21 protein-coding genes are annotated in these 25,180 nt (G+C 34.2%); 18 read left to right on the top strand and 3 right to left on the bottom strand.

Annotated elements, in window-relative coordinates; translation table 11 throughout:
* Positions 1-104: 104 nt before the first annotated feature.
* From ACFSSE_RS01025 to ACFSSE_RS00955, 15 genes are all read left to right on the top strand, one after another.
* Positions 105-710, top strand: coding sequence for a hypothetical protein (locus ACFSSE_RS01025; protein ID WP_379041051.1), 606 nt, complete (start codon positions 105-107; stop codon positions 708-710).
* Positions 711-713: 3 nt separating this feature from the next.
* Complete coding sequence (locus tag ACFSSE_RS01020) at positions 714-1,553, top strand: hypothetical protein (protein WP_379041050.1); 840 nt, start codon at positions 714-716, stop codon at positions 1,551-1,553.
* Positions 1,540-1,944, top strand: coding sequence for a hypothetical protein (locus tag ACFSSE_RS01015; protein ID WP_379041049.1), 405 nt, complete (start codon positions 1,540-1,542; stop codon positions 1,942-1,944). Before ACFSSE_RS01020 ends, ACFSSE_RS01015 begins: the two co-directional genes overlap by 14 nt.
* Before the next feature lies 1 nt (position 1,945).
* Positions 1,946-2,908, top strand: coding sequence for a hypothetical protein (locus tag ACFSSE_RS01010; RefSeq protein ID WP_379041047.1), 963 nt, complete (start codon positions 1,946-1,948; stop codon positions 2,906-2,908).
* Positions 2,909-2,912: 4 nt separating this feature from the next.
* Positions 2,913-3,806, top strand: coding sequence for a hypothetical protein (locus tag ACFSSE_RS01005; RefSeq protein WP_379041046.1), 894 nt, complete (start codon positions 2,913-2,915; stop codon positions 3,804-3,806).
* Positions 3,807-3,808: 2 nt separating this feature from the next.
* Positions 3,809-4,282, top strand: a complete 474-nt coding sequence (locus tag ACFSSE_RS01000; protein ID WP_379041044.1) for a T9SS type A sorting domain-containing protein — start codon at positions 3,809-3,811, stop codon at positions 4,280-4,282.
* A gap of 80 nt (positions 4,283-4,362) precedes the next feature.
* A complete protein-coding gene (locus ACFSSE_RS00995) occupies positions 4,363-10,962 on the top strand; it encodes an RHS repeat-associated core domain-containing protein (protein ID WP_379041043.1) in 6,600 nt (2,199 codons plus the stop codon).
* An 11-nt stretch (positions 10,963-10,973) separates the two neighbouring features.
* Complete coding sequence (locus ACFSSE_RS00990; RefSeq protein WP_379041042.1) at positions 10,974-11,831, top strand: hypothetical protein; 858 nt, start codon at positions 10,974-10,976, stop codon at positions 11,829-11,831.
* Between the two features lie 91 nt (positions 11,832-11,922).
* Complete coding sequence (locus ACFSSE_RS00985) at positions 11,923-12,489, top strand: REP-associated tyrosine transposase (RefSeq protein WP_379041041.1); 567 nt, start codon at positions 11,923-11,925, stop codon at positions 12,487-12,489.
* 252 nt (positions 12,490-12,741) lie between these two features.
* Positions 12,742-13,107, top strand: coding sequence for a hypothetical protein (locus ACFSSE_RS00980; RefSeq protein ID WP_379041039.1), 366 nt, complete (start codon positions 12,742-12,744; stop codon positions 13,105-13,107).
* Between the two features lie 65 nt (positions 13,108-13,172).
* Positions 13,173-13,721: an REP-associated tyrosine transposase gene (locus ACFSSE_RS00975; protein WP_379041037.1), complete on the top strand. Its 549-nt coding sequence runs from the start codon at positions 13,173-13,175 to the stop codon at positions 13,719-13,721.
* A 119-nt stretch (positions 13,722-13,840) separates the two neighbouring features.
* Positions 13,841-14,116: a hypothetical protein gene (locus tag ACFSSE_RS00970; protein ID WP_379041036.1), complete on the top strand. Its 276-nt coding sequence runs from the start codon at positions 13,841-13,843 to the stop codon at positions 14,114-14,116.
* Positions 14,104-14,604, top strand: coding sequence for a hypothetical protein (locus ACFSSE_RS00965; RefSeq protein WP_379041035.1), 501 nt, complete (start codon positions 14,104-14,106; stop codon positions 14,602-14,604). Before ACFSSE_RS00970 ends, ACFSSE_RS00965 begins: the two co-directional genes overlap by 13 nt.
* A gap of 152 nt (positions 14,605-14,756) precedes the next feature.
* A complete protein-coding gene (locus tag ACFSSE_RS00960) occupies positions 14,757-15,272 on the top strand; it encodes an REP-associated tyrosine transposase (protein WP_379041034.1) in 516 nt (171 codons plus the stop codon).
* Positions 15,273-15,444: 172 nt separating this feature from the next.
* Positions 15,445-16,053: a hypothetical protein gene (locus ACFSSE_RS00955; RefSeq protein ID WP_379041033.1), complete on the top strand. Its 609-nt coding sequence runs from the start codon at positions 15,445-15,447 to the stop codon at positions 16,051-16,053.
* 576 nt (positions 16,054-16,629) lie between these two features.
* Here the strand turns inward: ACFSSE_RS00955 and ACFSSE_RS00950 are convergent.
* Complete coding sequence (locus ACFSSE_RS00950; protein WP_379041031.1) at positions 16,630-16,833, bottom strand: hypothetical protein; 204 nt, start codon at positions 16,831-16,833, stop codon at positions 16,630-16,632.
* A gap of 551 nt (positions 16,834-17,384) precedes the next feature.
* Complete coding sequence (locus ACFSSE_RS00945; protein ID WP_379041029.1) at positions 17,385-17,693, bottom strand: helix-turn-helix domain-containing protein; 309 nt, start codon at positions 17,691-17,693, stop codon at positions 17,385-17,387.
* A gap of 131 nt (positions 17,694-17,824) precedes the next feature.
* Here ACFSSE_RS00945 and ACFSSE_RS00940 point away from each other — a divergent pair, with 131 nt between their 5' ends.
* Positions 17,825-17,995: a hypothetical protein gene (locus tag ACFSSE_RS00940; protein ID WP_379041027.1), complete on the top strand. Its 171-nt coding sequence runs from the start codon at positions 17,825-17,827 to the stop codon at positions 17,993-17,995.
* A gap of 24 nt (positions 17,996-18,019) precedes the next feature.
* Here the strand turns inward: ACFSSE_RS00940 and ACFSSE_RS00935 are convergent, their stop codons facing one another.
* A complete protein-coding gene (locus ACFSSE_RS00935) occupies positions 18,020-18,586 on the bottom strand; it encodes a rhomboid family intramembrane serine protease (protein ID WP_379041026.1) in 567 nt (188 codons plus the stop codon).
* Between the two features lie 692 nt (positions 18,587-19,278).
* Here ACFSSE_RS00935 and ACFSSE_RS00930 point away from each other — a divergent pair.
* Together ACFSSE_RS00930 and smc are read left to right on the top strand one after the other, a co-directional pair.
* Entirely contained in the window at positions 19,279-21,393 is a 2,115-nt protein-coding gene (locus ACFSSE_RS00930) for an ATP-binding cassette domain-containing protein (RefSeq protein ID WP_379041025.1), read from the top strand.
* 246 nt (positions 21,394-21,639) lie between these two features.
* Positions 21,640-25,176 carry a chromosome segregation protein SMC gene (gene smc, locus ACFSSE_RS00925; RefSeq protein WP_379041023.1) on the top strand — a complete coding sequence of 1,179 codons (3,537 nt, stop codon included), beginning with the start codon at positions 21,640-21,642 and terminating at the stop codon, positions 25,174-25,176.
* Positions 25,177-25,180: the final 4 nt, after the last annotated feature.

The following is a 25,180-nucleotide window of genomic DNA, read 5'->3' as shown; positions in this document are numbered from 1 at the left end:
TATCTAATAATTTTGCAATGCAATTTGCTGGACATTTCTATGATCAAGATTTATATTTTAGGAAAACAAGTAATAATCCATCCCAGTCTTGGTCAAAGGTATTAATGGAAACAAATGGACAATCTGTTATTAACAGTGCTTCATGGTTTAATTATGGAAACAGCAGTATAGGTGGCTACACATGGACAAATGCTGCTTTAACAACTAATAGTATTGAAATAATTAATAATCAAGGTACAGTTAATAATAGTTCGCCAACATTAAGTTTCCACCGCCACGGTACAGGTGGACCACAGTTTAGGTTATCGGCCGATGGTTCAAATATTTTATATCTAGAAAGTGCAGGAGCTAATTCAGCAAGAAGCCCTTTGCCTTATGGAGGCGGGCCCAACAATTATTTTAGTAAATTATTTATAGATGGTGCTTTGGCGGTTAAAGGTCAAATACGAACTTCTGAAGTTAAAGTAGATACTGGACCTTGGCCAGATTATGTATTCGATAATGATTATCAACTGCTATCATTAAACGAAATTGAAAATTATATAAAAGTAAATAAACATTTGCCCGAAATACCTTCGGCAAAACAAATTGAAACTGAAGGTTTGAATTTAGGAGAAATGAATTCGCTTTTACTAAAGAAAGTTGAAGAGCTGACTTTGCATTTGATAGAGATGAAAAAAGAAATTATCGAGCTTAAATCTAAAAATTAGAATATGAAGAAACACTTACTTTGGTTAATAATATCTATTACGTTTTTTCAGCCTTTAATTGCACAGGAAACTTTGCAAAGTGTAACAGATAGAGGCAGTACTACAACAGCAAACCTTACAACAGGAAACCTATATATGGACAGGGCGTCAAATACCCTCAACTCAAATACAGAATTTATAAAAGCCACTTTAAGCAATTACCCAACATGGGGCGTTTCTCTTTCACATAATACTGAAAATGATGGCTACAACAGCTATGGACTTGGTTTTAATACTACCGAATCTTATCTCATTGGGCGCCAAGAAAAAATGAGATTATCATCTTATGGTAATTTGGGTATTGGTACAAATACTTTTAACTGGGCTATAGGAAATCGAAAAGTTTTAGAAATTAATGGTAATTCCCAAGCGCTTATTGGCTTTAAAATAGGAGATGTACCCAAATCTTACTTATATCACGAAGGAGCAAATTTCTATATAACCAATGAAGCATCTGGTAAGATTTATTTCCAGTCTTTAGGAGGTTATAGCTTTAATAGTCAAGTAAATATACCTTCTCAAGTAAATATTGTGTACGGAACAATTGGTGGGACAGGAATAGGACAATACCATAACACTTCTACTGATAACCTGACATTTTATAATGCTTCAGGTGGTGCCAATTTAATAGAGTTAAATAGAACGACAGGCAATTTTAATATAGCAGGAAGCGCATTCTCTAATAAGTTTAGAGGAATTAATAATGCTGGAAGCTGGATAAGTGGAGAATTCGGTTCAAATGCAGGCGGTAATGTTGTTGTTGTAGGCGACTTAGAAGGCAAAGCGACTATTGGAGGGTCATAATAGTGGTTTGACTGCATGGACAGATTTAATTATTAACAGAGATGCAGGCAATGTAGGTATTGGCACCCCAAATCCAGATGAAAAACTCACTGTAAAAGGTAAAATCCACGCTGAAGAAGTACGAGTAGATTTATCGGTACCAGGACCAGATTATGTTTTTGAAAAACAGTATAAGCTAACCCCTCTAGCTGAAATCCAAAAATACATTTCGGTAAATAAACACCTTCCAGAAGTTCCTTCTGCTAAAGAAATGGAACAAAATGGAATCAATTTAAGTGAGATGAATATGCTGCTGTTAAAAAAGGTTGAGGAACTGACTTTGCATTTGATCAACCTCCAACAAGAAAACAATAATTTAAATAATAGGGTGAGAATATTAGAGAATAAATAATATGAAAAAAAAACTTTTATCTGTCATATTGATATGTTTTATTACCATGTCTTTTGCACAAACCAATACTTTTCCTATCTCAGGTAATGTTGGTATTGGGACGTTAAACCCTTTAACAAAATTAGATATTTCAGGAGATTTGTCGATTTCTAGCGCTTCAATTCCTATGGGATTAAACACAGAAATCGGTGGTTTTACACCTTTATTAAATATGAATATTAATTTTCGAGGACCTAATGTAAATCAAAATTATGTTGGTGCTTCATTTAGAATTGACACGAGAGGAGAAGTGGTTGGAGCACCTCTTTTTCAATGGATAAAAAGAGATATAAATACCAATACTGAAGAAATCAAAATGGTATTCACTAAATCAGGTCATTTAGGTATAGGTACAACTTCCCCACATCAAATACTAGATATTAACGGTGGAATTGGATTCTCTAATCAAAACTCACAAGATAAAACATTGTATTCTCCAGTAGATGGAGTTTTAGAATGGATGACTAACAATGCAGCTGATCAACATGGTTTTGCTATAAGTCATCAAGGTGAAAGAATATTCTACTTTAATACTGATGGACAAAGTTATTTTAATGGTGGCAACGTCGGCATTGGTACCACCACCCCAGACGAAAAGCTCACGGTTAAAGGTAAACTCCATGCAGAAGAAGTCAGGGTTGATTTATCGGTACCGGGTCCAGATTATGTCTTTGAAAAAGATTATCCATTACTTTCATTGGCAGAAACTCGAAAATATATTTTAGAAAACAAACACCTTCCAGAAGTGCCTTCTGCAAAAGAAATGGAACAAAATGGAATTAATTTAAGTGAAATGAATATGCTGTTGTTGAAAAAAGTAGAAGAATTGACTTTACATTTAATCAATCAAAATAAAACCTTAGAAGAATTGAAAGTCTCTAATCAATATTTAACAGAACAAGTTCATTTTATAAAAAATAAATAAGCACATGAAAATAAAAACTACTCTCATCTTTTTCTTCGCCAGCTTTTTTGTTCAGGCACAAACCAATATTTTTCCGGCAAATGGGAATGTAGGTATTGGTACAAGCAACCCACAACAGAAGTTCGCTGTATCTAACAATGGTGCAGAAGGGTTAGAAATTTATTTGAATCAACCTAGTTTAGTTGTTGGATTACAATCTTATAATAGGCAAACTCAGGCTTATACAAAAATGCAATTTGATGCTTCTCAATTTGAGTTTACTCAGGGAAATGTTGGTATCGGTACTACTTCACCAAGTCAAAAATTAGATGTAAATGGAATTGTAAAGTGGGGTGACTTGGAAAATAACTATTTATACTCAGGGCAGGAAGCGGGAGGTGTATATTTCGAACAGGTAGGCACATCTGCCTTGAAAAGTAAAATTCGCTTCCAATCTTCTAAAAATGGTGACCAGGGGAATTACTCTCAGTTTTACATTGATCCTGAAAAGGGATTTTATTTTGTTAGTAACGGCTCTGCATTAAGTAACGTAGGCATTGGTACTACCACCCCCGATGAAAAACTCACCGTAAAAGGCAAAATCCATGCTGAAGAAGTTAGAGTAGATTTAACAGTACCCGGACCAGATTATGTCTTTGAAAAAGATTATCCATTACCCTCTTTAATAGAAACCCAAAAATACATTCAAGAAAACAAACATCTACCAGAAGTGCCTTCTGCAAAAGAAATGGAAACCAAAGGAATTAATTTAAGTGAGATGAATATGCTTTTATTAAAGAAAGTGGAGGAGCTTACTTTGCATTTGATAGAACAAGATAAGATGAATAAAAAGCAAGATGCGCAAATTGAAGAATTAATAAAATTGAACAAACTACTAATGAAGACTAACAAAAACTAAATATGAAAAAAATTATACTTCTTTCAATCTTAAGCTTTTTAGCAATTAATCAACTATCTGCACAAGAGCTAAGTTTTCAATATGATAACGCAGGTAACCAAATTGTAAGAGAGTGGATATGTGTTAATTGCCCTTATGTTAATTCAACCGCTCCAACTAATGAAGTTCTTTCAAAAAATTCTGATAAAACTTTAATTGATAAATCACTTTCTGATGATTTATTAGGTCATAAACTATCCGTTTATCCAAACCCTGTTACAGAAATTTTGAATGTAAAATGGAGTGATAATGATGCTATTTATGTTCAATCTATTGATGTTTTTACTTTAACCGGGGTAAGGCTATTTCATAAAAGTTTTAGTGAAAAAGACAGAGAAACTACCATTTCATTTATAGAATTAGCCGCCGGGTCTTATTTATTAAAAGCAAACTATTCTGATAACAAGCAAGAGGTTGTGAAACTGATTAAGCAATGATAAATTATATAAGAACTATTATAATTTATTAAACTAATTACAAACCTAAAAGAATTACATAGAATCTAAAAATTTCACCTATGAAAAAAACCTTACTATACCTAATAATGTTGTTTTGTACATTCCAAGTTTTTGCAAAACAAGAATCAAATAGCTATTCTTTAAAAGATACAATTGTTAAGCAAATAGATACAACAATTACTTTGGTTGATACAATTACTTATGTAATAGGTAAACAAGCAGAAATAAGGAAGGATACTTTTACCTTCAATACAAATGAAGCTACTGATCCACAGCTTAACAAAGCGAAGGGAGAAAAATTGAGTGAACCTGAAAATAGTTTGAGAATATCATCAGCACCATATGATGCTGGCAGAACTACAGGCGTTATTGATATTAGCCCGACGGGTGCAGCTACTTATACAATACCTATCGCTTTGCCTCCTGGAATAAATGGAGTGATGCCTCAAGTGGCTCTTAGCTACAATAGCCAAGGTGGTAATGGAATTGCTGGGTATGGTTGGAACATTAGTGGTTTATCTACCATTTCAAGGGTTCCGGCTACTCGCTTTCATGACAATAGAGTTGGAGGAATTAATTGTGACCCAGATGATCGTTTTGCCTTGGATGGTCAAAGATTAATCTTAAAAAGCGGCATTTATGGAGGTGATGGTGCTGAATACCAAACAGAGAACTATTCAAATATTAAGATAATCTCGAGGGGTGTCTCAGCCTACGGAGCTAATTACGGACCAAATTCATTCGAAGTTTACTATCCCGATGGTTCAAAAGCATATTATGGGGGTAGTTATGACGCTTTATCTCAATTAAGTTATGCCATATCATATAGTGAAAGTGCAATTGGAGCTAGGATAAGTTATTATTATGCAGAAACCCGGTTTATATCTGCAATAACCTACGGAGGAATAGGTTCTGCTCCAGCTATTAATCAAATAAATTTTATTTATGAAGCGCCTACTAGAGCAGAACAGGCCTTTATTGGGGGGGTCAGTTTATTTAATAATTATTTATTAAAAGAAGTTAATGTTGTAGCTAATGGTACGGATTTTAGGCATTATCTTTTAAATCATGATGTTATATCTACTTTAAAATACCAAAGACTAACCAGTGTAACAGAGGAAAGTGGAGATAAATCTAAAGCTTTTTGGCCAATACATTTTACTTATGATAGTCAAGTAGCAGAAATGACCTATCCCGGTATTGAGCAATATAATCTGACAGGTATAAACCAAACAAATTGTAAAATATTAACCGAGGATTTTACAGGCAATGGAACAATAGATTTCATAATTAGTCCTAATGTGTTAAATAGTAGTTTAAAGTCACAGCTTTATATATTAGCTGACCATGATTATGTTATTGGTAATACACAAATCGCAACATTACAAGAGCCCGGCCTTTATCATGAAGCATTCACTGCAAAACAATTAAAGAGCAATAATAAACTATTTGAAAACACTGGTTTAATTTTAGTTAAGCCAGATGGTGCCTACAATTTAAAAGTTGAAAGTTACACAATAGAACCTTCGTTAGGTACAATAGGTATGCACAAAAAGACAGAAAAAGTTTGGGAAAATGTTCCTACAAACGGCTATTATTCCTATTGTAATAATAATAATGATGATGAGGAGTATGAAGATGAATATGTTGTAATGGGGAGCATACCTCGAAAATTTTTATCTGGGGATTTTAATGGTGATGGATTAACAGACATCATCGCAATTACAAAACCGTATGTACGTTATTACGAAAATCAAAATTGTAGTGTTTCCGGCTACAATACCAGTACTGCTAGTGTGAGTTTTTTAAATATAGACCCTAGGGTGCAGACGAATTACTTCCCACAATCCGGAAGTTTAGCTGAATCCATAGGAGATGGTAACAATCTATTAACAGCAGATTTTAATGGAGATGGTAAAACGGATATTTTACAGATCGTATCTGGAAAAATGTATGTTTATGGTTTAAACGAATATAACAGCATTTACAAGATTTGGGAAACGCCTGATAATAGAATTGTATTAGGTACTAAGTATTTGATTGGGGATTTTAATGGTGATGGAAAAGCAGACATCATGTTTCCGACAAATGTAGTTCAATATAGTAGCCCCACGCAGTATTATTGGGCTTCTCCAGGAGCTGCTAGCAATCAAATACATGCTGTCTTCTTTTCTACTGGCAAAAATTTTCAAAAGTTAGAGCGGAATATGCCTTTTGTAAGTGTTAATATTACACCGTATAACGGATATCGTACACTTATAGATTATATTGCGGTTGACATTAATGGGGATAATAAGTCCGACATTGTCAGGGTTTTGAGTGATACACGTGATAACCAAACACAAGGTCAATTACAAATTAGCACCTTTACTAATATTTTTGCAAAAATTGACCCAAATGTTCCAATGATGGAGGCGGGACCTTCTATAAATAAATTTACAACTAGTTTAATTCATTCTCCTGTGCCGGTATTTATTACAGGAGATAAACCAAATTATAGTTTAGAGTTTGGACTAATAAGCAACAACGGTTTACATTCATTTAAACTAAAAAAAGACTTAAAAAAGGAATCAGTTATAAAATCAATTATACAAGACGGTATAGTTAATAAAATAACTTATAGGTCTTTAATTAACACTACTGAATATGAAGAAGAAGACGAACTTCAACTTTATCAGGAAGAATCAAATCAGGTTTATCCATACGTAGATATACATGACGCTATAGGCTTAAAAGTTGTCAGTAAATTAGAGCGTACTCTAGTTGAAAAAAACTCGACCATTAGCCAAGTTTTTGGTTATCAAGGTGCAATTAGTCATTCAGAAGGTTTAGGCTTTTTAGGTTTCCATAAAACCACCCGTAGTAATTGGTTTAAAGATGATGACTATAATAGGTTGTATAACATTAAAGTTACCAACCCACAACTACGTGGTGCAACTACCAAAACTTTTACAACCAAATATCCTAGTTTAAATTCTACGGTAGAAAATACACCAGCTATAGAGCCAAACATTATTAAGGCAGACCCTACTGTTTCTCAAGAAACTGTAATTGCTTCTCAATCTGTCACTTTAAAACCCGGCTTTATAGCTCATGGGATCAATGGCAATTTTATTGCAAAAATAAACAACCCTGCAACAGGCATAAATGACAATGCAACCATAAATGATTACATCACAAGGACAGATTACACATACGATACTTCACTGTCGCCCGAAAAAATATATACAAGTGTACCTACATCTGTAACAACTAAGGATTTACTAAATGGTACAAATACAACAGTAGCTTATACTTATGATAATTTCAAGAATGTAACCAAAGAAACAAGCAACCTTTCTGGTGCCGGTACCAATACCACAGAAATTACTTATGACAATAACCTTGGCAGCACTTATTATGTGGGTAGGCCTTTAACCAAAAAAACAAAAGCTACAAATGCTAACGATACCTTTACAACCGAAGAGGAATATACTTATACAGGTTTTTTACCTACCCAAATGAAACGTAAAGGGAACGGAACGGATTGGATTACTGAAAATTTACAATACGATGCTTTTGGCAATACCACCCGTAAAGGAATAATGGCTGGTAGTGTAGAAAGAGCCACTACTTTTGAGTATGACCCCACAGGTAGGTTTATGACTAAGTCAACTGATTTAGAAGGATTGGAAACTAATTTCACTTATAATGCTTCTTTTGGTAATTTATTAACTCAAACAGACCCTTATGGTTTCACCAACACCATGATATATGATAGTTGGGGCAGGAATTTACAAACTACTGATTTTTTGGGTGTTAACACTTTTACAGAGTACTACTCATTGGGTAATGGAACTATACAAATTTTTAATCATGATGATGAAGGTAATGGAAGCTTTATAACAACTGATGCTACAGGCAATAAAGAATTGGATGGCAAACTTGATGTTTTTGGAAATTGGATAACCACAACTGCCGAGTATGACAGTTACGACAGACAAATAAGATTAAGCGAACCCGAAATTTATACAGGCACTTTTAGCCAGTGGAATGAAACCACTTATGATGAATACGGACGAGTAAATCAAATGCTATCTTATACCGGTAAAACTACCAACATCAGCTTCAATGGCTTAAGCACCACCGTAAATGACGGCACAAAAAGCGTAACTACCACCAAAAATGCACTTGGCAATACCATAAGTGTACAGGATCCAGGCGGAACCATCAATTATACTTATTATGCCAACGGTAATTTAAAATCCTCAAATTTTGATGGTAATGAACAAGTTATTTTGCAAGACGGTTGGGGACGTAAAACTCAATTAACAGATCCATCTGCTGGGCAATATTTATATACTTATAATGCTTTTGGCGAATCCTTAATAGAGAGCACCCCAAAAGGAGTAACCACTTATGTTTATGATGCCATAGGTAAATTGCAGAGCAAAACTATAATTGGAAGTGGGGGTAGTGCTACTAATTTGGCTTACCAATACACTTATGATGGCACAACAAAGCTTTTAACAGCTATGACATTAGCCAACGCAGATGGTAACGATGCTAACTACAGCTATACTTATGATAACTACAAGCGCTTACAAAGCACTGTAGAAAATAACACCTACGCCACATTTACCAAGTCTTTTGCATTTGATGGTTTTGGTCGTGTGAGTACAGAAACTTCTACTGCATTAAACAAAAGCAATAACAAAACGGCAACTAAAACGCTACTGAATGCCTACCAAAACGGAGCTTTAAAAAGCATTACAGATAATGCCAGTAGCGAATTGATATGGCAAGTAAACACTATAAATGCCCGTGGGCAGGTAACCATGGCAAGTTTAGCCAGTGGTAATATTAAACAAAGCAACACTTACGACCAATATGGCTTTACCCAAGAATTGAAGACTGAAAGGATGGTAAATAGCCCAGCAGTATTGATGGGCCTAGGCTATACATTTAATACGCAAAATGGCATTTTAAACAACCGTACCAATAGCGTTTTTGGCTCTACGGAAGTATTTGAGCATGATAATCAGGATAGACTTTTTAGGTTTATTTATAAGGTTGGTGATCAAGTCTTGGCTAATGAAACGCAAGATTATGATAATAAAGGACGTATCAGCAACTATTCCTATCTAGGTGATTATTTGTATAATGGAGCTTCTTACCAGCAAACTGGTTTAAACAATGCTACAATAGATGCTAAACGCCATTACCAAGATAGGGTAAGACAAAATATTACCTACAACGCCTTTAAAAGCCCAGTAGAAATTTCAGAACAGGGTATAGAAAAAATAAGTTTCCAATACAATGCTGGTTTAGGCAGGGCGCACCGTTATTATGGTAGTGATGCCACCGATAAAATGACACGACCTTTCCGCAAGCATTATAGCGAGGAAGGTAGCATGGAAATTACCGAAGACATGCAGAACGGCATCACTAGTTTTGTGTTCTACATGGGGGGAGATGCCTACAGTGCTCCGGCAATATGGAAAGAAGTACATACTGGCACAAACACAGTTACACAGGCAATGTACTATTTACACCGAGACCATCTGGGCAGCATTAACCTGATTACGGACAACCAAGGTGTCATCAAAGAACAAAGACAATTTGATGCATGGGGAAATATAGTGAAACTAAGAGATGGTAATGGAAATGACTTAACTGATTTTGTAATTCTGGACAGAGGTTATACAGGGCATGAGCATTTATTAGCGGTTGGGCTTGTACACATGAACGGAAGGTTGTACGACCCACTGTTGCACCGTTTTCTGCAGCCTGATAATTATATTCAGTTTCCATATAATAGTCAAAATTACAACAGATATGCCTATGTGTTAAACAATCCTTTAACACATACCGACCCAAGTGGCGAAATTATACCAGTGTTAGTTTTTGTTGGAGCCGCTATTATTGGTGGCGGTACTAATGTTTGGAGCAATTGGGATAAAATAGCTAAAAATCCATGGTCGGCAATTTCCTATTTTGCTAGCGGAGCAGCCGGTGGAGCGGTAAGTTTAGTAAACCCATGGTTAGGAGGAAGCATAACCGCAGTTTCAAATATAGGTATTGATGCAGCTTATGGTAATATTCCTAAATTTAATGGAGCTGGAGATATTGCTAAATATATAGGAGGAAAAGCGCTTGATGGTTTAGGCGCTGCTGGTGCGGCCGGTCTGTCAAGTGCAGGATATAATTTGGCAGCAAAGTTGGGTTGGGTACAAACTGCAGGATTTAATGGTTCAACTTATCTATTAGGTGCGGGCTCAGATGGTATTGCCAGAAGTGTTACTAGTCCTGATTTTATTTTAAAAAATACAAAAAGTACTATATTAGAGCCTTTGGTAGAAACATTAGCTAGCCAAGGAGGGAAATTAACAATAATTAATAATACAGGAAAAAGTGTTACACAAGGTATTTATGAATTTGTTTCTACTTCTGGAAAAAAATATATTGGACAATCGGGCAATATAAAAGCTAGATTGTCGCAACATATAGCTTCAGGTAAGTTATCACCAAGTTCGACAGTTAACGTTACTGAAGTGTTGGGAGGCAAGACGGCAAGAGAAATTGCCGAACAATTAACTATAAATGCTAATGGAGGATTAAAGTATCTTCAAAATATGAAAAATCCAATCGGTCCTGCAAGACAATATCTGTTACCTTAAATATAGAAATAGTGAATTACAAAGTTGAATTTGAAAATGGGAGATATGGATTAAAGGCAGTGATTAAAACATCTTGGGATGATTCACTGCTAATACCGTTAAATGATAAAAATATTACAGATTTAGAGATTAATAGCGGGAAGGGTTGGAGTGGAGAGCATGTAGATTTTTTAAGTTTATTCCCTAATTTAAGATCTTTAACACTTATAGATTTTAATATACAATCTATAGAAGGGATTCATTATTTAAAAAATTTAGAGCGGCTTGAAGTTCACACTTATTCTAAAACAGCCGTTAACTTTAATTCGTTTCCAAAATTGACTGATTGTGCTTTTGAATGGATAAAAGGATCGGAGTCATTATTTGAAAAAATTGGAATAACAAGTCTCTTTATAAATAGCTATAAAGCAAAGAACGCTACTCAGTTTTCAAAATTATGTAATCTTGAAGAATTATCAATATTAAATTCGCCGATTGAAAATCTTAACGGACTTTCAGGATTAAAAAGTTTAAGATTTTTAAGATTGGCTAATTTAAACAAGATTACCTCCATTGATTGTATTGAGAATTTCCAAGGGCTAGAAGAGTTAGAAATTGAAAAATGTAAAGGAATATTAAGTATTGCAGAAATTTTCAAATTATTAAAACTAAAACGTCTTCTACTTCTAGATATGGGAGGTATCAAAAGTATTAAGGACATAAGAAATCTAACTGAATTAAGAGAGTTCTTGTTTTATGAGTCTACCAATATTATTGATGGTGATTTATCCTCTATATTGGAGTTAGAAAATTTAATTAAAATCTCATTTCAAAACAGAAAGCATTATACACACAAAAGAGAGAATTTTGGGGATTTGTATTTTGGCTAAAATTGCTACATGCTGGTGCGAGCTTGTAGCTCCCCCCTAAGCTGGTGCGAGCTTGTAGCTCGTACCAACAACTTATTAAAAGTTAAAACAGATGAGTCGTAAATATAAATTTTACAATAAAGAAGGTTTGTACTTTGTAAGTTTTGCAACCATCTATTGGATAGATGTCTTTGTAAGAGAGCTATACTTTGATAAGCTGGTAGAAAGTTTGGCATATTGTAGAAAAGAAAAAGGGATGGAATTGTATTGTTGGTGTATCATGCCTAGCCATGTTCATTTAATATTCAGGGCAAAAGATGCTAATCCGGGAGAGCTATTGAAGAGTTTTAAGATGTTTACGTCCAAAGCATTACAGCAAGAAATAGAAAATAATATGCAAGAAAGCAGAAAGGAGTGGCTTTTATGGATGCCATGCCTACCGGCAGGCAGGATGGAACGGGCAGGATTAAAAAATAGCAATGTAAAAAAGAGGCAATTTTGGCAACAAAACAACAAGCCGATAGAATTATGGAGTGCAGAAGTGATAGACCAAAAAGTAGAATATATACACAATAACCCGGTAGTTTCTGGCTTTGTTGAAGAAGCGCATCATTGGAAATATAGTAGCGCAATAGATTATAGTGGAGGTAAAGGAGTTCTAGAAATAGATTTTGTTTGATAGGAATAATAGTAAAAGTACGAGCTGCAAGCTCGCACCAGCGGGTGGATATCAATCTGCAACAGGTTTAGGTTTAAGTGTTGGATGGGCGTCAGTGACGGCAGCATTAAGAATGGGGTTGAGAGGTAATATTGTTTCATCCTTAATTTATACTGCAATTTTTTCTGACCATCTCCCATCTAGACAAATTCATTTTAAAACCCCATTTGCGGCACCGGACAATGTTAGAGTATTTAAAAATTATTTAAGAAAATGATAGATGTGATTTATTACTGGATGTATAGAGGTTTAAAAAGATTTAATAGAGAAAAGGATCCCGCTTTTGATGCTTATTTAGGAGTTCTTTTTTTAATAGGATTAAATCTTATAGTCGTTCTACGTTTACTGAATAACTTAGAAGATTATAATGAAAGTAAGGATAGTTTAATTTTCTATGCACTATTATATGCAACTATCTCATTAAGTTTAGGATATTTTTTCTTATTTAGAAGAAGAAATGAAATTTTTAAAAAATTTGATTCTAAATCAAAAGAAATATTAACAAGACACAAAGTCCTTTTTATAATTTATGTACTTGTAAGTTTTATTGGATTTTATACAATGCTTGCGTATACATAAAAATATCCCCCTAAGCTGGTGCGAGCTTGTAGCTCGTACCAACAACTTATTAAAAGTTAAAACAGATGAGTCGTAAATATAAATTTTACAATAAAGAAGGTTTGTACTTTGTAAGTTTTGCAACCATCTATTGGATAGATGTCTTTGTAAGAGAGCTATACTTTGATAAGCTGGTAGAAAGTTTGGCATATTGTAGAAAAGAAAAAGGGATGGAACTGTATTGTTGGTGTATCATGCCTAGCCATGTGCATTTAATATTTAGGGCAAAAGATGCTAATCCGGGAGAGCTATTGAAGAGTTTTAAGATGTTTACGTCCAAAGCATTACAGCAAGAAATAGAAAATAATATGCAAGAAAGCAGAAAGGAGTGGCTTTTATGGATGATGGAACGGGCAGGATTAAAAAATAGCAATGTAAAAAAGAGGCAATTTTGGCAACAAAACAACAAGCCGATAGAATTATGGAGTGCAGAAGTGATAGACCAAAAAGTAGAATATATACACAATAATCCGGTAGTTTCTGGCTTTGTTGAAGAAGCGCATCATTGGAAATATAGTAGCGCAATAGATTATAGTGGAGGTAAAGGAGTTCTAGAAATAGATTTTGTTTCATAGGAATAATAGTAAAAGTACGAGCTGCAAGCTCGCACCAGCATTGGTTCATAAATACGGACAATGGTCTCGCTTATGGTGCAACATATCATTACAATGGTGGTGGGATTAGAAATACAACTATGTCTTTCATAAAAATTGCTCCAAGCCTGAAAGGTCAGGTTTTAAATTTCAGAAATATGGTATTCAAGCATGAATTCCTACACGTCGCACATATAAATGGTGGATTTGCAAATTATAGACAGTTTAGCGAGAGAGCTGCTTCTAAATATAGTTATGATTATTTGAGGGCATTTAAGATGCCAATCCCAAATTGGATTAATAATAATTTAGGAAATTATCCTTCTGAAATGTGGTGGGGAAATTTTACAAAATCAATGAGGTTATGGATAAAATAATATTTTTTTTAATTGTTGTTATTTTGCTTTCTTGTAAAAGTAAAATAAAAGTTGATGAGGCTATAAAAGGTTTGAAAATAGAATACAATGCCTTTATAACTTATGATTTCAATACCAATAGCATTTATGTCGAAATAGATAGTTTCAAATATATAGATTCTCTGATTTTAACAGATGAAGATTTAAACAAACTCTCTAAATCTTTTAATGAAAGTAAAATCTCTAAAATCAAAGGCGAAAGATGGTATTCCGATAACAATATGAGTTTTCCTGCAGATGTTATAGTCTTAAAATTTTATTATGAAAATAAAATCAGGAGCGAGGTTATTATATCAAGAAAGATGAAACTCAAAAGTTCTATAGATTCAGATAGGATTGTTTTATTTAAAGATTTATTACTTGATATTTTTCAACGAAATGAAAAAATTCAAAAAGCACTGGAGATTTCTTATAAAAAGCAAGAAGAAACTAATAACATACTTTATTGAAATGCCCCCAGTTTGGCGCAAGAATGAAGAATGAGGTAAAGTGGGCAAAGGCTTCTTGTGCCTTATATGGCTTATATTATACACAGCATAAATTTCAGTATCAATAAATGAGTAGAAAATATAAATTCACAGATCAAAGCTAGCAATACTTTGTGAGTTTTGCAATGGTTTATTGGATAGATTTATTTATTAGAGAAGAATATAAAAAGATACTAATTGAGAGCTGGGATTATTGTATCAAAAATAAAGGAATGGAACTTTATGGCTGGTGTATCATGAGCAGCCATGTTCATTTGATTATTGGAACAAAGACTGAGAAACTAGAAAACATCATGCGTGACATGAAAAAGCATACTTCTGCTCAATTGAGAGAATGTATCAAGGTTCATCCACGGGAAAGCAGGAGAGAATGGCTGCTTTGGATGATGGAACGAGCAGGGAAAAAGAATAGCAACAATAGTAATTTTCAATTATGGAGACAAGATAACCATCCTATATTATTGGATGATATGAAGAAACTTCATGACAGTTTAGATTATATCCATAATAATCCAGTAATGGCTGGAATAGTAGAAAAGCCAGAGGATTATATTTACAGCAGTGCTAGAGATTATTATGATTTGCCTGGAAAGATTAAAGTGATTAAAATAGATCCGAATTTTTGTTAGTAGAGAAGATAAAAGGCACAAGTAGTCAACGCACAGGCAAAATGCTTCATACTTGCGCCAAACTAGGGGCTGTTGATTTGATGATAAGATATTATAAAACTTATACTAATAATAACCCTGGTACTTGGCCTAAAAATATTGTTACTTTATATAAAAAATATTTTTAATCGTTATGAAATCATTTAAAGTTTTATACATCATTATATTTAGCCTTACATGTTATAATGAATGTTTTGGTTGTGATTGTAAAGATATTTCTTTAGAACAGGATACAAAAACATCCACTCATATATTTGTTGGTGAAATTTTAAACGTTACTGAAGGGTACTTCGAGATTAAATTAATTGAAAATTTTAAAGGTACTCCAAATAAGACTTATAAAGCCTCTATTAATAGTTGCACAATTTCACCAAAAAAAGGAGAGGTTTGGTTATTGTACGGAACTGAAAATCAAGATAGATCACTTGATATAACTTATTGCGGATGGTCTCGAAACTTTAATAATCCTGATGAATCAATACATTACATGGGCCGGGTTTCCTTTACAGAGCAGGATTTCAAAAAAGAAATAGCAACTTTAAAAAAAGAAAAGGCTACTCTCGAATTGAAATTAGACCTTATAAAATTAAGAGAAAGCAAACATGATATTATATCCAAACCAATAAGTTCAATAGTGAATTGTGGGTTGATAGTTCTTTTATTAACTTTTCTTATTTTAATCAATATTTATTTATTCTTAAAAAACCGACAACTTGTAAAGAAAATTAATGTTTTTAGGTAATTTATAGTGGAGTTCTCTATAGTCTGTCCCAATTTGGCGCAAGAATGAAGGTAAGGAATTGTGCAAGGGCTTCTTGTGCCTTTTAAGATAATTTTAGCGTTAAGGTGAGTTAGTTTTAAAGACAAAGCAATGGCCCCAGTTTGGCGCAAGAATGAAGAAATGGTAAAGCGGGCAAATGCTTCTTGTGCCTTATATTATATTAAACATAGCTTAAGTTTACAATATCAATAAATGAGCAGGAAATATAAATTCACAGATAAAGCCAGCAATACTTTGTGATTTTTGCAGTAGTTTATTGGATAGATCTTTTTATTAGAGAAGAATATAAAAAGATACTAATTGAGAGCTGGGATTATTGTATCAAAAATAAAGGAATGGAACTTTATACTTGGTGTATTATGAGTAGCCATGTTCCCTATCTGGTTTATTGTTCCTTTTTTAGGATCACTTAAATCTTTTATGTCTGATCATGACTGTGTCCGGCAAATACTAGCAATAAAATAAATTAATGACTAAAATTACCGAAGAAGTCATTCCATAATCACCACCCACTATCCAGCACTCAATACTTGCAACTCACTCCTCTCCGTCAAAAACATATCTTTTTAAATCGTAAGCATAGTGAAAACGCAAGCCCTTTGCTTTTAAATCCTGCATCAACCTTCTTACGGTACGAGGGTTACAATCTATTGTTTGGGCTGCACTAGCTTGGTTAATGAACATACCTTTTCTTAGCATTTTTTCCAATTGATGCAGCTTAGCTTTTTGGAAAGCATTCATGGTGTTTATTTAGCCCATAAATATGAGCTTTTCTGAGATTTGTTGCCATAATAAAAAGTTATAATTTACAACTTTTGGTAATAGGAAATGTCCGGGTGGTCACTCAAATTTGAATGCTAAATCATTTGCCCAAAGCTGGGCCGCCTTGCTTTATGAAAAATATCATCCTCCATAAGATGAATGAGTTGATACGGATACAATCCGAAATCCTCCTAACTATCCATGTCCTTGGTGCTTCCAAAGCTGCTGAGCAAAAATCACTAACTTGGCTAAACACTAGCGATTTACACCTCCAATACAACCTTTCTCCTCGTACCCAACTGCGGTTGAGGGACGCCGGCCTTCTACCCTTTTATAAACTCGAGGGCAAAATCTATTACAAGAAAACAGAGGTGGATATCCTCATCAACAACCATAAAAGCTCAGGAAAAATAGCTGTATAGTAGCTATACTTGCGCCAACCATGCGGCAACTCTTCGCTAAATGTTCGGATAAAAGTACCTTTAAGCGAACACACAGCGCACTACCGCCTAAACCATGGCGAACAGCACCTATTTTATGGGGCTCTCGGAAGTCAAGTCTTTTTTTAAACTAGCTTTTCGCAGCCACAATTTTAAATTGATGATCCATTTTTCTACGAGGCTAAGATCTGTACCCATACTCATTTTCCATCCCTTAGTCAGTACTTCCACTTCCACCTCTAATATCTTGGCAATTTCGTAAAGTGTGGTCAGCTTCATCTTGGTTTGGCCGCTTTCTATCTTAGAATATGCCGCTTGGGAGATATTTAACATGTGTGCCATGTTCTCCTGGCTCCAACCTTTTTTTAACCTTTCTATTCTAATTGTTTCTCCAATCATAATTATTGTTTTAGGGGTTTCAAATAATTTAATATAATAGGTTATAATTTATAACCTTAGATTATAGCTTAATTAAGCCCTGTTTTTCTCTTTTGATTATTCCTTAATGAAGAGGAATAATTAATTGAAAAATGATGAGCGCATTAACAGAAAATGAACAGGAAAAAATTTACTTTGGCGGCATGCAATATGCAAAAGCCATTGCGGTTACCAGCATTTTGGGAGGTTTTTTTGGCGGGGCAGGTGCTGTAGTAGGTGCTGCTATTGCAGCTACTGGCCCCGATTGCCTGGCTTGGTGGTAAACGTTTTAGCCGGCAAAGTGCCGGCTAATTTAAAATTACACTCATACCTAAGCCGGTCAACAACCCTCCTGCATGGCTACCATAATTTATCCTTCCTTTTCTTTTGTCTATTTTCCATATCGTTAAAACAATGAGTAAGGGTAGAATAATCCTTACATTTAATTGCATTTCTCTTAAAAACTGTAAATTAAAATCATGATCTAACCACAAGTAAGCTGCCATAACACCCATTGCACCACTACTTGCACCACAAGAATAAAACTGGCTGTCTTGCCGATACAAGAGTAGGTCGCAAAGGGTTCCAACCATGCTACTGCACCACCAAACTAAAACTACCAAATACCTTCCATGCGCCCTTATCGCTAGTTGATTTTCCAGTTCTACCCCAAAAATAAAAATCAATGCAAAATTGAAAGCCAAGTGCAAAAAGCTCTGATGAATAAGATGGCTGGTAAATATGGGATAGGCATCTTTCATCCTCATCATTCCATAAGGGTAAAGTAGATGGGTATAATAAAACCTTTTTGAATAAAAAGCGATAACGCTACTTAATCCAATTAGGCAAAGGATGAAGTAGGTAGATGCACTCATACAATTGCTGCTAACGAAACATTACTTAAAGTTATAAAATATAACTTTAAGTTGTTGCTACATTACTAGTTTTCTGAGAATTTAGTTTTTCAATTAAATAGTAGTTCATTAATGAAAAACCTTAACAATTTATTAATATCCGGTTTCATCTTTCTAAGCCTTTCCAACGTTTGTTTAATGCACCTAGTTGGTGAAAGAAAACTTGAGTTTTTAGTCCTAAATTCTATTTTAGGGTCTGAAGAACATTTGGTATCTCAATTGGTTGAAAAGATTGAAAGGGCGCATTTGCTCATGATACTCATATATCCATTATTCTTGGGCATCAAAATATTGGTAATTTCATCTATTTTAGATTTAGGATTTGCACTATCGAATATCAACATGAGTTTCAGGAAACTGATGTTGGCCACACTTACAGCAGAATATGTTTATTTACTAGCGAATCTATATGACCTCTTATTTGTTACCAATGAGCTCGCCAATCCTTATTTGCCCTATTCAGATTTTAGCCTAAGCCTAATTTTCCCATTGGAAGGTTTTCCATTCTTTTTGCAATACATATGTTATTCTATTGATCTATTTGAAATATTGTATTTCTTCATCTTAGTTTATGTAGTAGACAAGACTTCGTTCCACAAATTTGGGCATATCCTTTCTAAAGTATTGAAAAGTTATGGTGCTTGCTATCTGCTATGGCTCATTTCTATTGGTTTACTCTTGCAGTCCATCTCATAATGAAAAGGTTACGATTCAATAAAGTTCGAGTATTCCAGTTCCAGCGGTTCCAAAATGATTGTGGTTTTGCCTGCTTGAAGATGATTTGTAATTACTATGGGATAAAAATGGATGTAAACAACCATACACAAATGCATTTGGCCCGTGTTGGTATGAACATTAAACAACTGCTATCTGTTGCCCAACAACTGGGCTTTACCGGCAAAGCTTTCAAGTTTTCGCAAGATTTTGCGCTAGGTCTTTCCGCTCCGTTTATGGTCATATCAAACGTTAACGCTCAAAACCATGCTATGGTTTGTTTTGGTAAAGGCAGCAAAAAAGGCAAATACATTTTTGCCGACCCCGCCATGGGCTGGTTAGAGTTAGATGAGCAATTAAATTTCCAGTACTTGATTCAACTTCATATCATAAAACCTTATAAAAATCCCATCAGTTCAATTTTAGCAGCTCTTTCCAATCGTCCATTTTATTCCTTTCATCTGTCATTACTACCTAAATACGGTAAAACCTATTTTCGATTACTGGTTTTAAGTGTAGCTTCTGGTTTATTGCTCATCTTAATTACAATTTCGATACAAAAATTGATTGATGCACAAAATGACATCGCTTTTGGCCTTAAAACATTTTCGATTTTTGTTTTGTTGCTCCTACTATACTTTACTAAATCAGGGCTTCAATTATGGTTTCAACGTTTTTTTCTTTATTACCAAGAGCAGCTGTACAAAGATTATTTTGGGCAATTATTTAACCAAATCGGCCAGTTTAGAAGGAGCTTTTTATTCTCTTTAAAGAAAAGCGACTATTTGGCAATAATGAATGATTTGAATGGTACTTTGCTGGCACACCAAATTATCTTACAATTTATTTTGGTAGACTCCCTGCTGCTGGTTTCTTATTTCCTACTCTGTTTTTATTATTCATTTAAGATTGGCATTTGCCTCCTTTTATTTGGTAGCATTATATTTTTAATAATTAAAAAGTATGGCGCAGCTTTAAATAATGACTTTACAGCCTCAAGGGCAAGCCAAGTTGATGCAGAACATGCATTTCTTGCTTTTAGCAATCAGTTGCAATATGGTCAATGGAGTGGCTTATCTAAACTCTTTATTAAATCTGTAAACAAATGTTACCAGCAAAGTTTTGAAATAAGGCATAGGGCATTGCACCGCCTCAATTACCTTCGATTTAACATCAGTTTATTATTAAACATGGTATTGGCGGTAGTAGTATTTATGCTATTATATGAACATCAGCAAGGAAATTTAAGTACTGGCTCTCTGGCCTCGGTGTTTTCGATTACATTACTTTTAGTTAATAGAATTGCAGATGTATTGAAACTACCTATGACTTTAAAAGAGTTTGAGCCCCATATAAATAGGTTTATACCACTCGTTCAAAGCGATGTACAGCAAGATATGCCAAGTTCACAAAGCCCACTCATTCAGCTCTCCTTGGTCAATTACTATTTATTGCATCCCATTACTCAGCTAAAAATGTTTAAGCCTTTGGATGTGGTATTGCCTAAATATGGCTATATGGTTATAACAGGTGCTAATGGAATAGGAAAAAGCTTGATGCTACAAAGCCTTTTTGGGTTTTATCAACATAAAATTGGGCAACTTTATTGGAACGATAAAGATATTGAACATTTAGAAGGTTCCAACAGCATAGGTTACTTGATGCAACAGCCCTATATATGGGAAGATACTTTAATGTACAACATCACATTTAACCATCATACTACTATAGCTGAGATGGAAAGCTTTAGTGCTTTCTTTGAACTGCAAGATTTCATTTGCCGTTTTAGAGATGGTTGGCACACGCAAATAAAAAATGCCGCTATAAAGCTATCAGTAGGTGAAACAAAAATGATTGGTTTATTGCGAGAATTATATAAAAAACCCCAACTTTTGATTTTAGACGAACCTACCGATTCCCTATCGCAAGTGGCTAAGGGGCATATAATTAGTTTACTGCAAAAGCTGAAGGGAAAAACTACCTTATTAATGATCAGCCACGACCCTTTAATCATATCCTTGGCAGATGAGCTAGTGCAGCTTGAATCTCCTTAGCATTTATTAAATCAACAGTAAAATATATACTGCGTTAGTTAAAGTAAAACAATTTAAGTTTTAAATACCCGTAATTGGGCTATTTAAGAGTTTTTTTTAACTATTTAAAATTAGTTTATTGGTATTAGTCATCCCCATTGCAAGTGGCTCCCTCTCCTTCGGAGAGGGCTGGGGTGAGGCTTCATTAAATACATTTCCCCAATCACACAAAAATCCCTATTTTGAGCTTCCTATTTTTTGTAGAGAATGCAGTTAGATAAGCTTGAAATAAAAGGTTTTAAGAGTTTCGGAGATAAAATTACCATCAATTTTAATGAAGGGGTTACAGCTATTGTTGGTCCAAATGGTTGCGGAAAATCAAACGTGGTGGATGCCATACGCTGGGTTTTGGGCGAGCAAAGTACCCGTATGTTGCGTTCAGAAAAAATGGAAAACATCATTTTTAACGGTACGAAAAATAGAAAACCAGCCAACCTTGCAGAAGTTTCTCTCACATTCGATAATACAAAAAACATATTACCAACTGCTTACTCAACAGTAACCATTACCCGTAAACTTTACCGCACCGGCGAATCTGAATATCGTTTAAATGATGTGCAATGCCGCTTAAAAGATATCTCTGATTTATTTTTAGATACAGGTATCGGTTCTGATTCTTACTCTATCATTGAATTAAAAATGATAGATGAAATTATTGCCAACAAAGAAGGGTCAAGAAGAAATTTATTTGAAGAAGCGTCTGGAATATCTAAATATAAGCTCCGCAAAAAGCAAACATTTAGCCGTTTGAAAGAAACGGAGACAGATTTGAGCAGGGTGGAAGATTTATTATTTGAGATTGATAAAAACTTAAAAACTTTAGAAAATCAGGCTAAAAAAGCAGAAAGGTATTATCGCTTAAAAGAAAAATACAAAATATTAAGCTTGGTTTTAGCATCTTTTAGAATTGTGAACTTTAGAACTTCTTTAAACGAATTAGAAGTTTTAGAAGAAGCGCAAAACGAAGGAAAGCATATAATTGGAGTCAAAATAGAGCAGTTGGATGCACAAATACAGAAGCATAAATTTAATAGTTTAACCAAAGAAAAAAACTTATCGGTACAGCAAAAAGCCACTAACGATTTTGTAAATAAAATACGAGCTTACGAAAGCGAGAAAAAAATAAAAAATGAACAGCTTAAGTTTTTACAAGATAAAGAGCGTAGGCTAACCGAAGAATTGGATAAAGATAAAGCGCAATTGCAACATGTGCATTATAACATGAAGCGCTTAAATGAAGACCGTTTACAAGAAGAACAAAACTTAAACACATTGACCCAAGCTTTAAACGAGTTAAAAGAGGAAGTTGATGAGCTACGGGTGCAACAGCAAAGCGGAAAAGCAAGGTTAGATGCTACTCAAAAACAAAATACAGAGTTACAAAATCAGCTTTACAATAGCGAAAAAGATATTGATATTTTAAACATTCAACAAGAGGCATTATTACAAGAAAGCAAAAGAAACGTAGAGGATACTCAAAATCGTGAGACAGAACTTTCGGAATTTAATAAGGTTACAGCTGGTTTAGAGATTCAATTAGAAGAAAAACAAGGCAATTTTAATATTTTACAACAACAAGAAAATGATGTAAAAGAGCAAATTACCCTGCTTGAAGAAAATATTAGTGCTAATAAAGATGCTTTAAATCAAAGCAGCCGGAAAGCAGATGCCAAGCAAAACGAATATAATTTAACCAAAAGCATGGTTGATAATTTGGAAGGCTTTCCAGAATCTATCCGTTTTTTAAAGAAAAATGCGCAATGGAATAAGAATGCGCCTCTTTTATCAGACATATTGTTTTGCCAAGAAGAGTACCGCATTGCGATTGAAAATTATTTAGAGCCATTAATGAACCATTATGTGGTACAATCTTTTGATGATGCCATTGAAGCCATTAAATTATTGAGCAATGCAGCCCGTGGTAAAGCCAACTTCTTTATTTTAAACAATTTAGAAGATAGCAATAACGCAAATTTAGATACTCCAGAAAATGCAATTGCTGCTTTAACGGTGGTTGACGTAGATAAAAAATATACCGCTTTAGGTAAGCATTTATTGCAAAATGTTTTTTTGGTTGATGATGAACAAGAGAACACTTTAAACAATAAAGCTTTGGCTAATGGTTTGGTGCTTATTGGTAAATCTGGTAAATTCTATAAAACAAAGTTTATGCTTTCGGGTGGTTCTGTAGGTTTGTTTGAAGGCAAACGTATTGGTAGAGCTAAAAATTTAGATAATTTAAACAAAGAGATTAAAACCTTAGCGCAAAAAACTCAAAAACTAAGTACCGAAATTGAAGAGCAGAGCTTAAAGCTAAACAATTTAAAAGCATTATTAAAACAAAACGATTTACAAGACCTACAAAAAGAAATAAACCAATTACAAAACCAATTGGTATCGGTAAAAACCAAACAAGAGCAATATTTAGCTTTTATACAAAACAGCCAAAACCGTAAGCAAGATATTGAGCAAAAGCTATTGAACATTAGTACTTCTTTGTTAGATTTAATACCTAAAATTCAGGAAACCAAAATTCAAAAACAGGCTTTAGAACAACAATTATTACAAGAACAAGTTGATTTTACACAACTGAGCGAATTTTTAACGGTAAAATCAACCGCTTTTAATGCCGAAAACTTAAAGTTTCATCAGCAAAAAAATAAAGTAAATAGCATTGATAAAGATTTAGAATACAGAGAAAGTCAGCAAGAAAATTTAGATACCAGAATAGGCAAAAACCAAACAGAATTAGACCAAACAAAAGCTTCTATTTTAGAAACTGTGGTGCACACAGATTATGACGATGAAGATTTATTGGCGATGTATCAGCAAAAAGAAGAGCTTGAAAAAGCGGTTCAAGATGCAGAAAAAGACTATTATGAAAGCAAAGAAAAAATAAATGCTTTAGAAACTGAACTGAGTGATTTAAGAAAGAACAAAGAAACTGCCGAGTCTTTAAATGCTGATTTAAGAGAAAAAAAGAATGCTTTAAAAATAGAATTAAACGCCTTGAAAGAACGTTTAGCTGTAGAATTTAGCATTGATATTGCCGACATTTTAGATGATGAACCCCCAGCAGATGATAACGAGCAAACAGTAAAAGAAGATGTTGAAAAAGTAAAAAAACAACTTGAAGAGTTTGGTGCCATTAATCCAATGGCGATGGAGGCTTACAAGGAGATGGAAGAGCGTTACACTTTTATCCAAAACCAGAAAAAAGACCTTACTGAAGCTAAATTATCTTTATTGGCAACCATTAAAGAAATTGACGATACCGCCAAAGAAAAATTTATGGCTGCTTTTACCATGGTTCGGGAGAATTTTATGAAGGTTTTTAGATCCTTATTCAACGAAGAAGATAGCTGCGATTTAATTTTAACCAACCCAAGCCAGCCGCTAGATTCTGATATTGATATAATTGCCAGACCAAAAGGGAAACGTCCTTTGTCTATCAATCAGTTATCTGGTGGAGAAAAAACTTTGACGGCAACTGCCCTCCTATTTTCTTTATACCTGCTTAAACCTGCTCCCTTTTGTATTTTTGATGAAGTTGATGCACCGCTTGATGACACCAATATTGAGAAGTTCAATAATATCATCCGCACTTTTTCAAACCAATCGCAATTTATTGTGGTATCGCACAACAAAAAAACCATTGCCAGTACAGATATTATTTATGGCGTAACCATGGTTGAACAAGGCGTATCAAGAGTGGTGGCTGTGGATATGAGAGAAGTTGCGTAACCCG

The sequence above is a fragment of the Pedobacter alpinus genome, from assembly GCF_042684645.1.
Classification (GTDB): Bacteria; Bacteroidota; Bacteroidia; order Sphingobacteriales; family Sphingobacteriaceae; genus Pseudopedobacter; species Pseudopedobacter alpinus.
Note: the sequence above shows the minus strand (reverse complement) of the source record. Positions and strands in the feature narration are given on the sequence as shown.

Bases quoted from the DNA above. Each gene is read 5' to 3' on its own strand.
- ACFSSE_RS01025 (WP_379041051.1), top strand. From the start codon at position 105: ATGGAAACAAATGGACAATCTGTTATTAACAGTGCTTCATGGTTTAAT.
- ACFSSE_RS01020 (WP_379041050.1), top strand. From the start codon at position 714: ATGAAGAAACACTTACTTTGGTTAATAATATCTATTACGTTTTTTCAG.
- ACFSSE_RS01010 (WP_379041047.1), top strand. From the start codon at position 1,946: ATGAAAAAAAAACTTTTATCTGTCATATTGATATGTTTTATTACCATG.
- ACFSSE_RS01005 (WP_379041046.1), top strand. From the start codon at position 2,913: ATGAAAATAAAAACTACTCTCATCTTTTTCTTCGCCAGCTTTTTTGTT.
- ACFSSE_RS01000 (WP_379041044.1), top strand. From the start codon at position 3,809: ATGAAAAAAATTATACTTCTTTCAATCTTAAGCTTTTTAGCAATTAAT.
- ACFSSE_RS00995 (WP_379041043.1), top strand. From the start codon at position 4,363: ATGAAAAAAACCTTACTATACCTAATAATGTTGTTTTGTACATTCCAA.
- ACFSSE_RS00985 (WP_379041041.1), top strand. From the start codon at position 11,923: ATGAGTCGTAAATATAAATTTTACAATAAAGAAGGTTTGTACTTTGTA.
- ACFSSE_RS00980 (WP_379041039.1), top strand. From the start codon at position 12,742: ATGATAGATGTGATTTATTACTGGATGTATAGAGGTTTAAAAAGATTT.
- ACFSSE_RS00975 (WP_379041037.1), top strand. From the start codon at position 13,173: ATGAGTCGTAAATATAAATTTTACAATAAAGAAGGTTTGTACTTTGTA.
- ACFSSE_RS00970 (WP_379041036.1), top strand. From the start codon at position 13,841: ATGTCTTTCATAAAAATTGCTCCAAGCCTGAAAGGTCAGGTTTTAAAT.
- ACFSSE_RS00965 (WP_379041035.1), top strand. From the start codon at position 14,104: ATGGATAAAATAATATTTTTTTTAATTGTTGTTATTTTGCTTTCTTGT.
- ACFSSE_RS00955 (WP_379041033.1), top strand. From the start codon at position 15,445: ATGAAATCATTTAAAGTTTTATACATCATTATATTTAGCCTTACATGT.
- ACFSSE_RS00950 (WP_379041031.1), bottom strand. From the start codon at position 16,833: ATGAATGCTTTCCAAAAAGCTAAGCTGCATCAATTGGAAAAAATGCTA.
- ACFSSE_RS00945 (WP_379041029.1), bottom strand. From the start codon at position 17,693: ATGATTGGAGAAACAATTAGAATAGAAAGGTTAAAAAAAGGTTGGAGC.
- ACFSSE_RS00940 (WP_379041027.1), top strand. From the start codon at position 17,825: ATGATGAGCGCATTAACAGAAAATGAACAGGAAAAAATTTACTTTGGC.
- ACFSSE_RS00935 (WP_379041026.1), bottom strand. From the start codon at position 18,586: ATGAGTGCATCTACCTACTTCATCCTTTGCCTAATTGGATTAAGTAGC.
- ACFSSE_RS00930 (WP_379041025.1), top strand. From the start codon at position 19,279: ATGGCTCATTTCTATTGGTTTACTCTTGCAGTCCATCTCATAATGAAA.
- smc (WP_379041023.1), top strand. From the start codon at position 21,640: ATGCAGTTAGATAAGCTTGAAATAAAAGGTTTTAAGAGTTTCGGAGAT.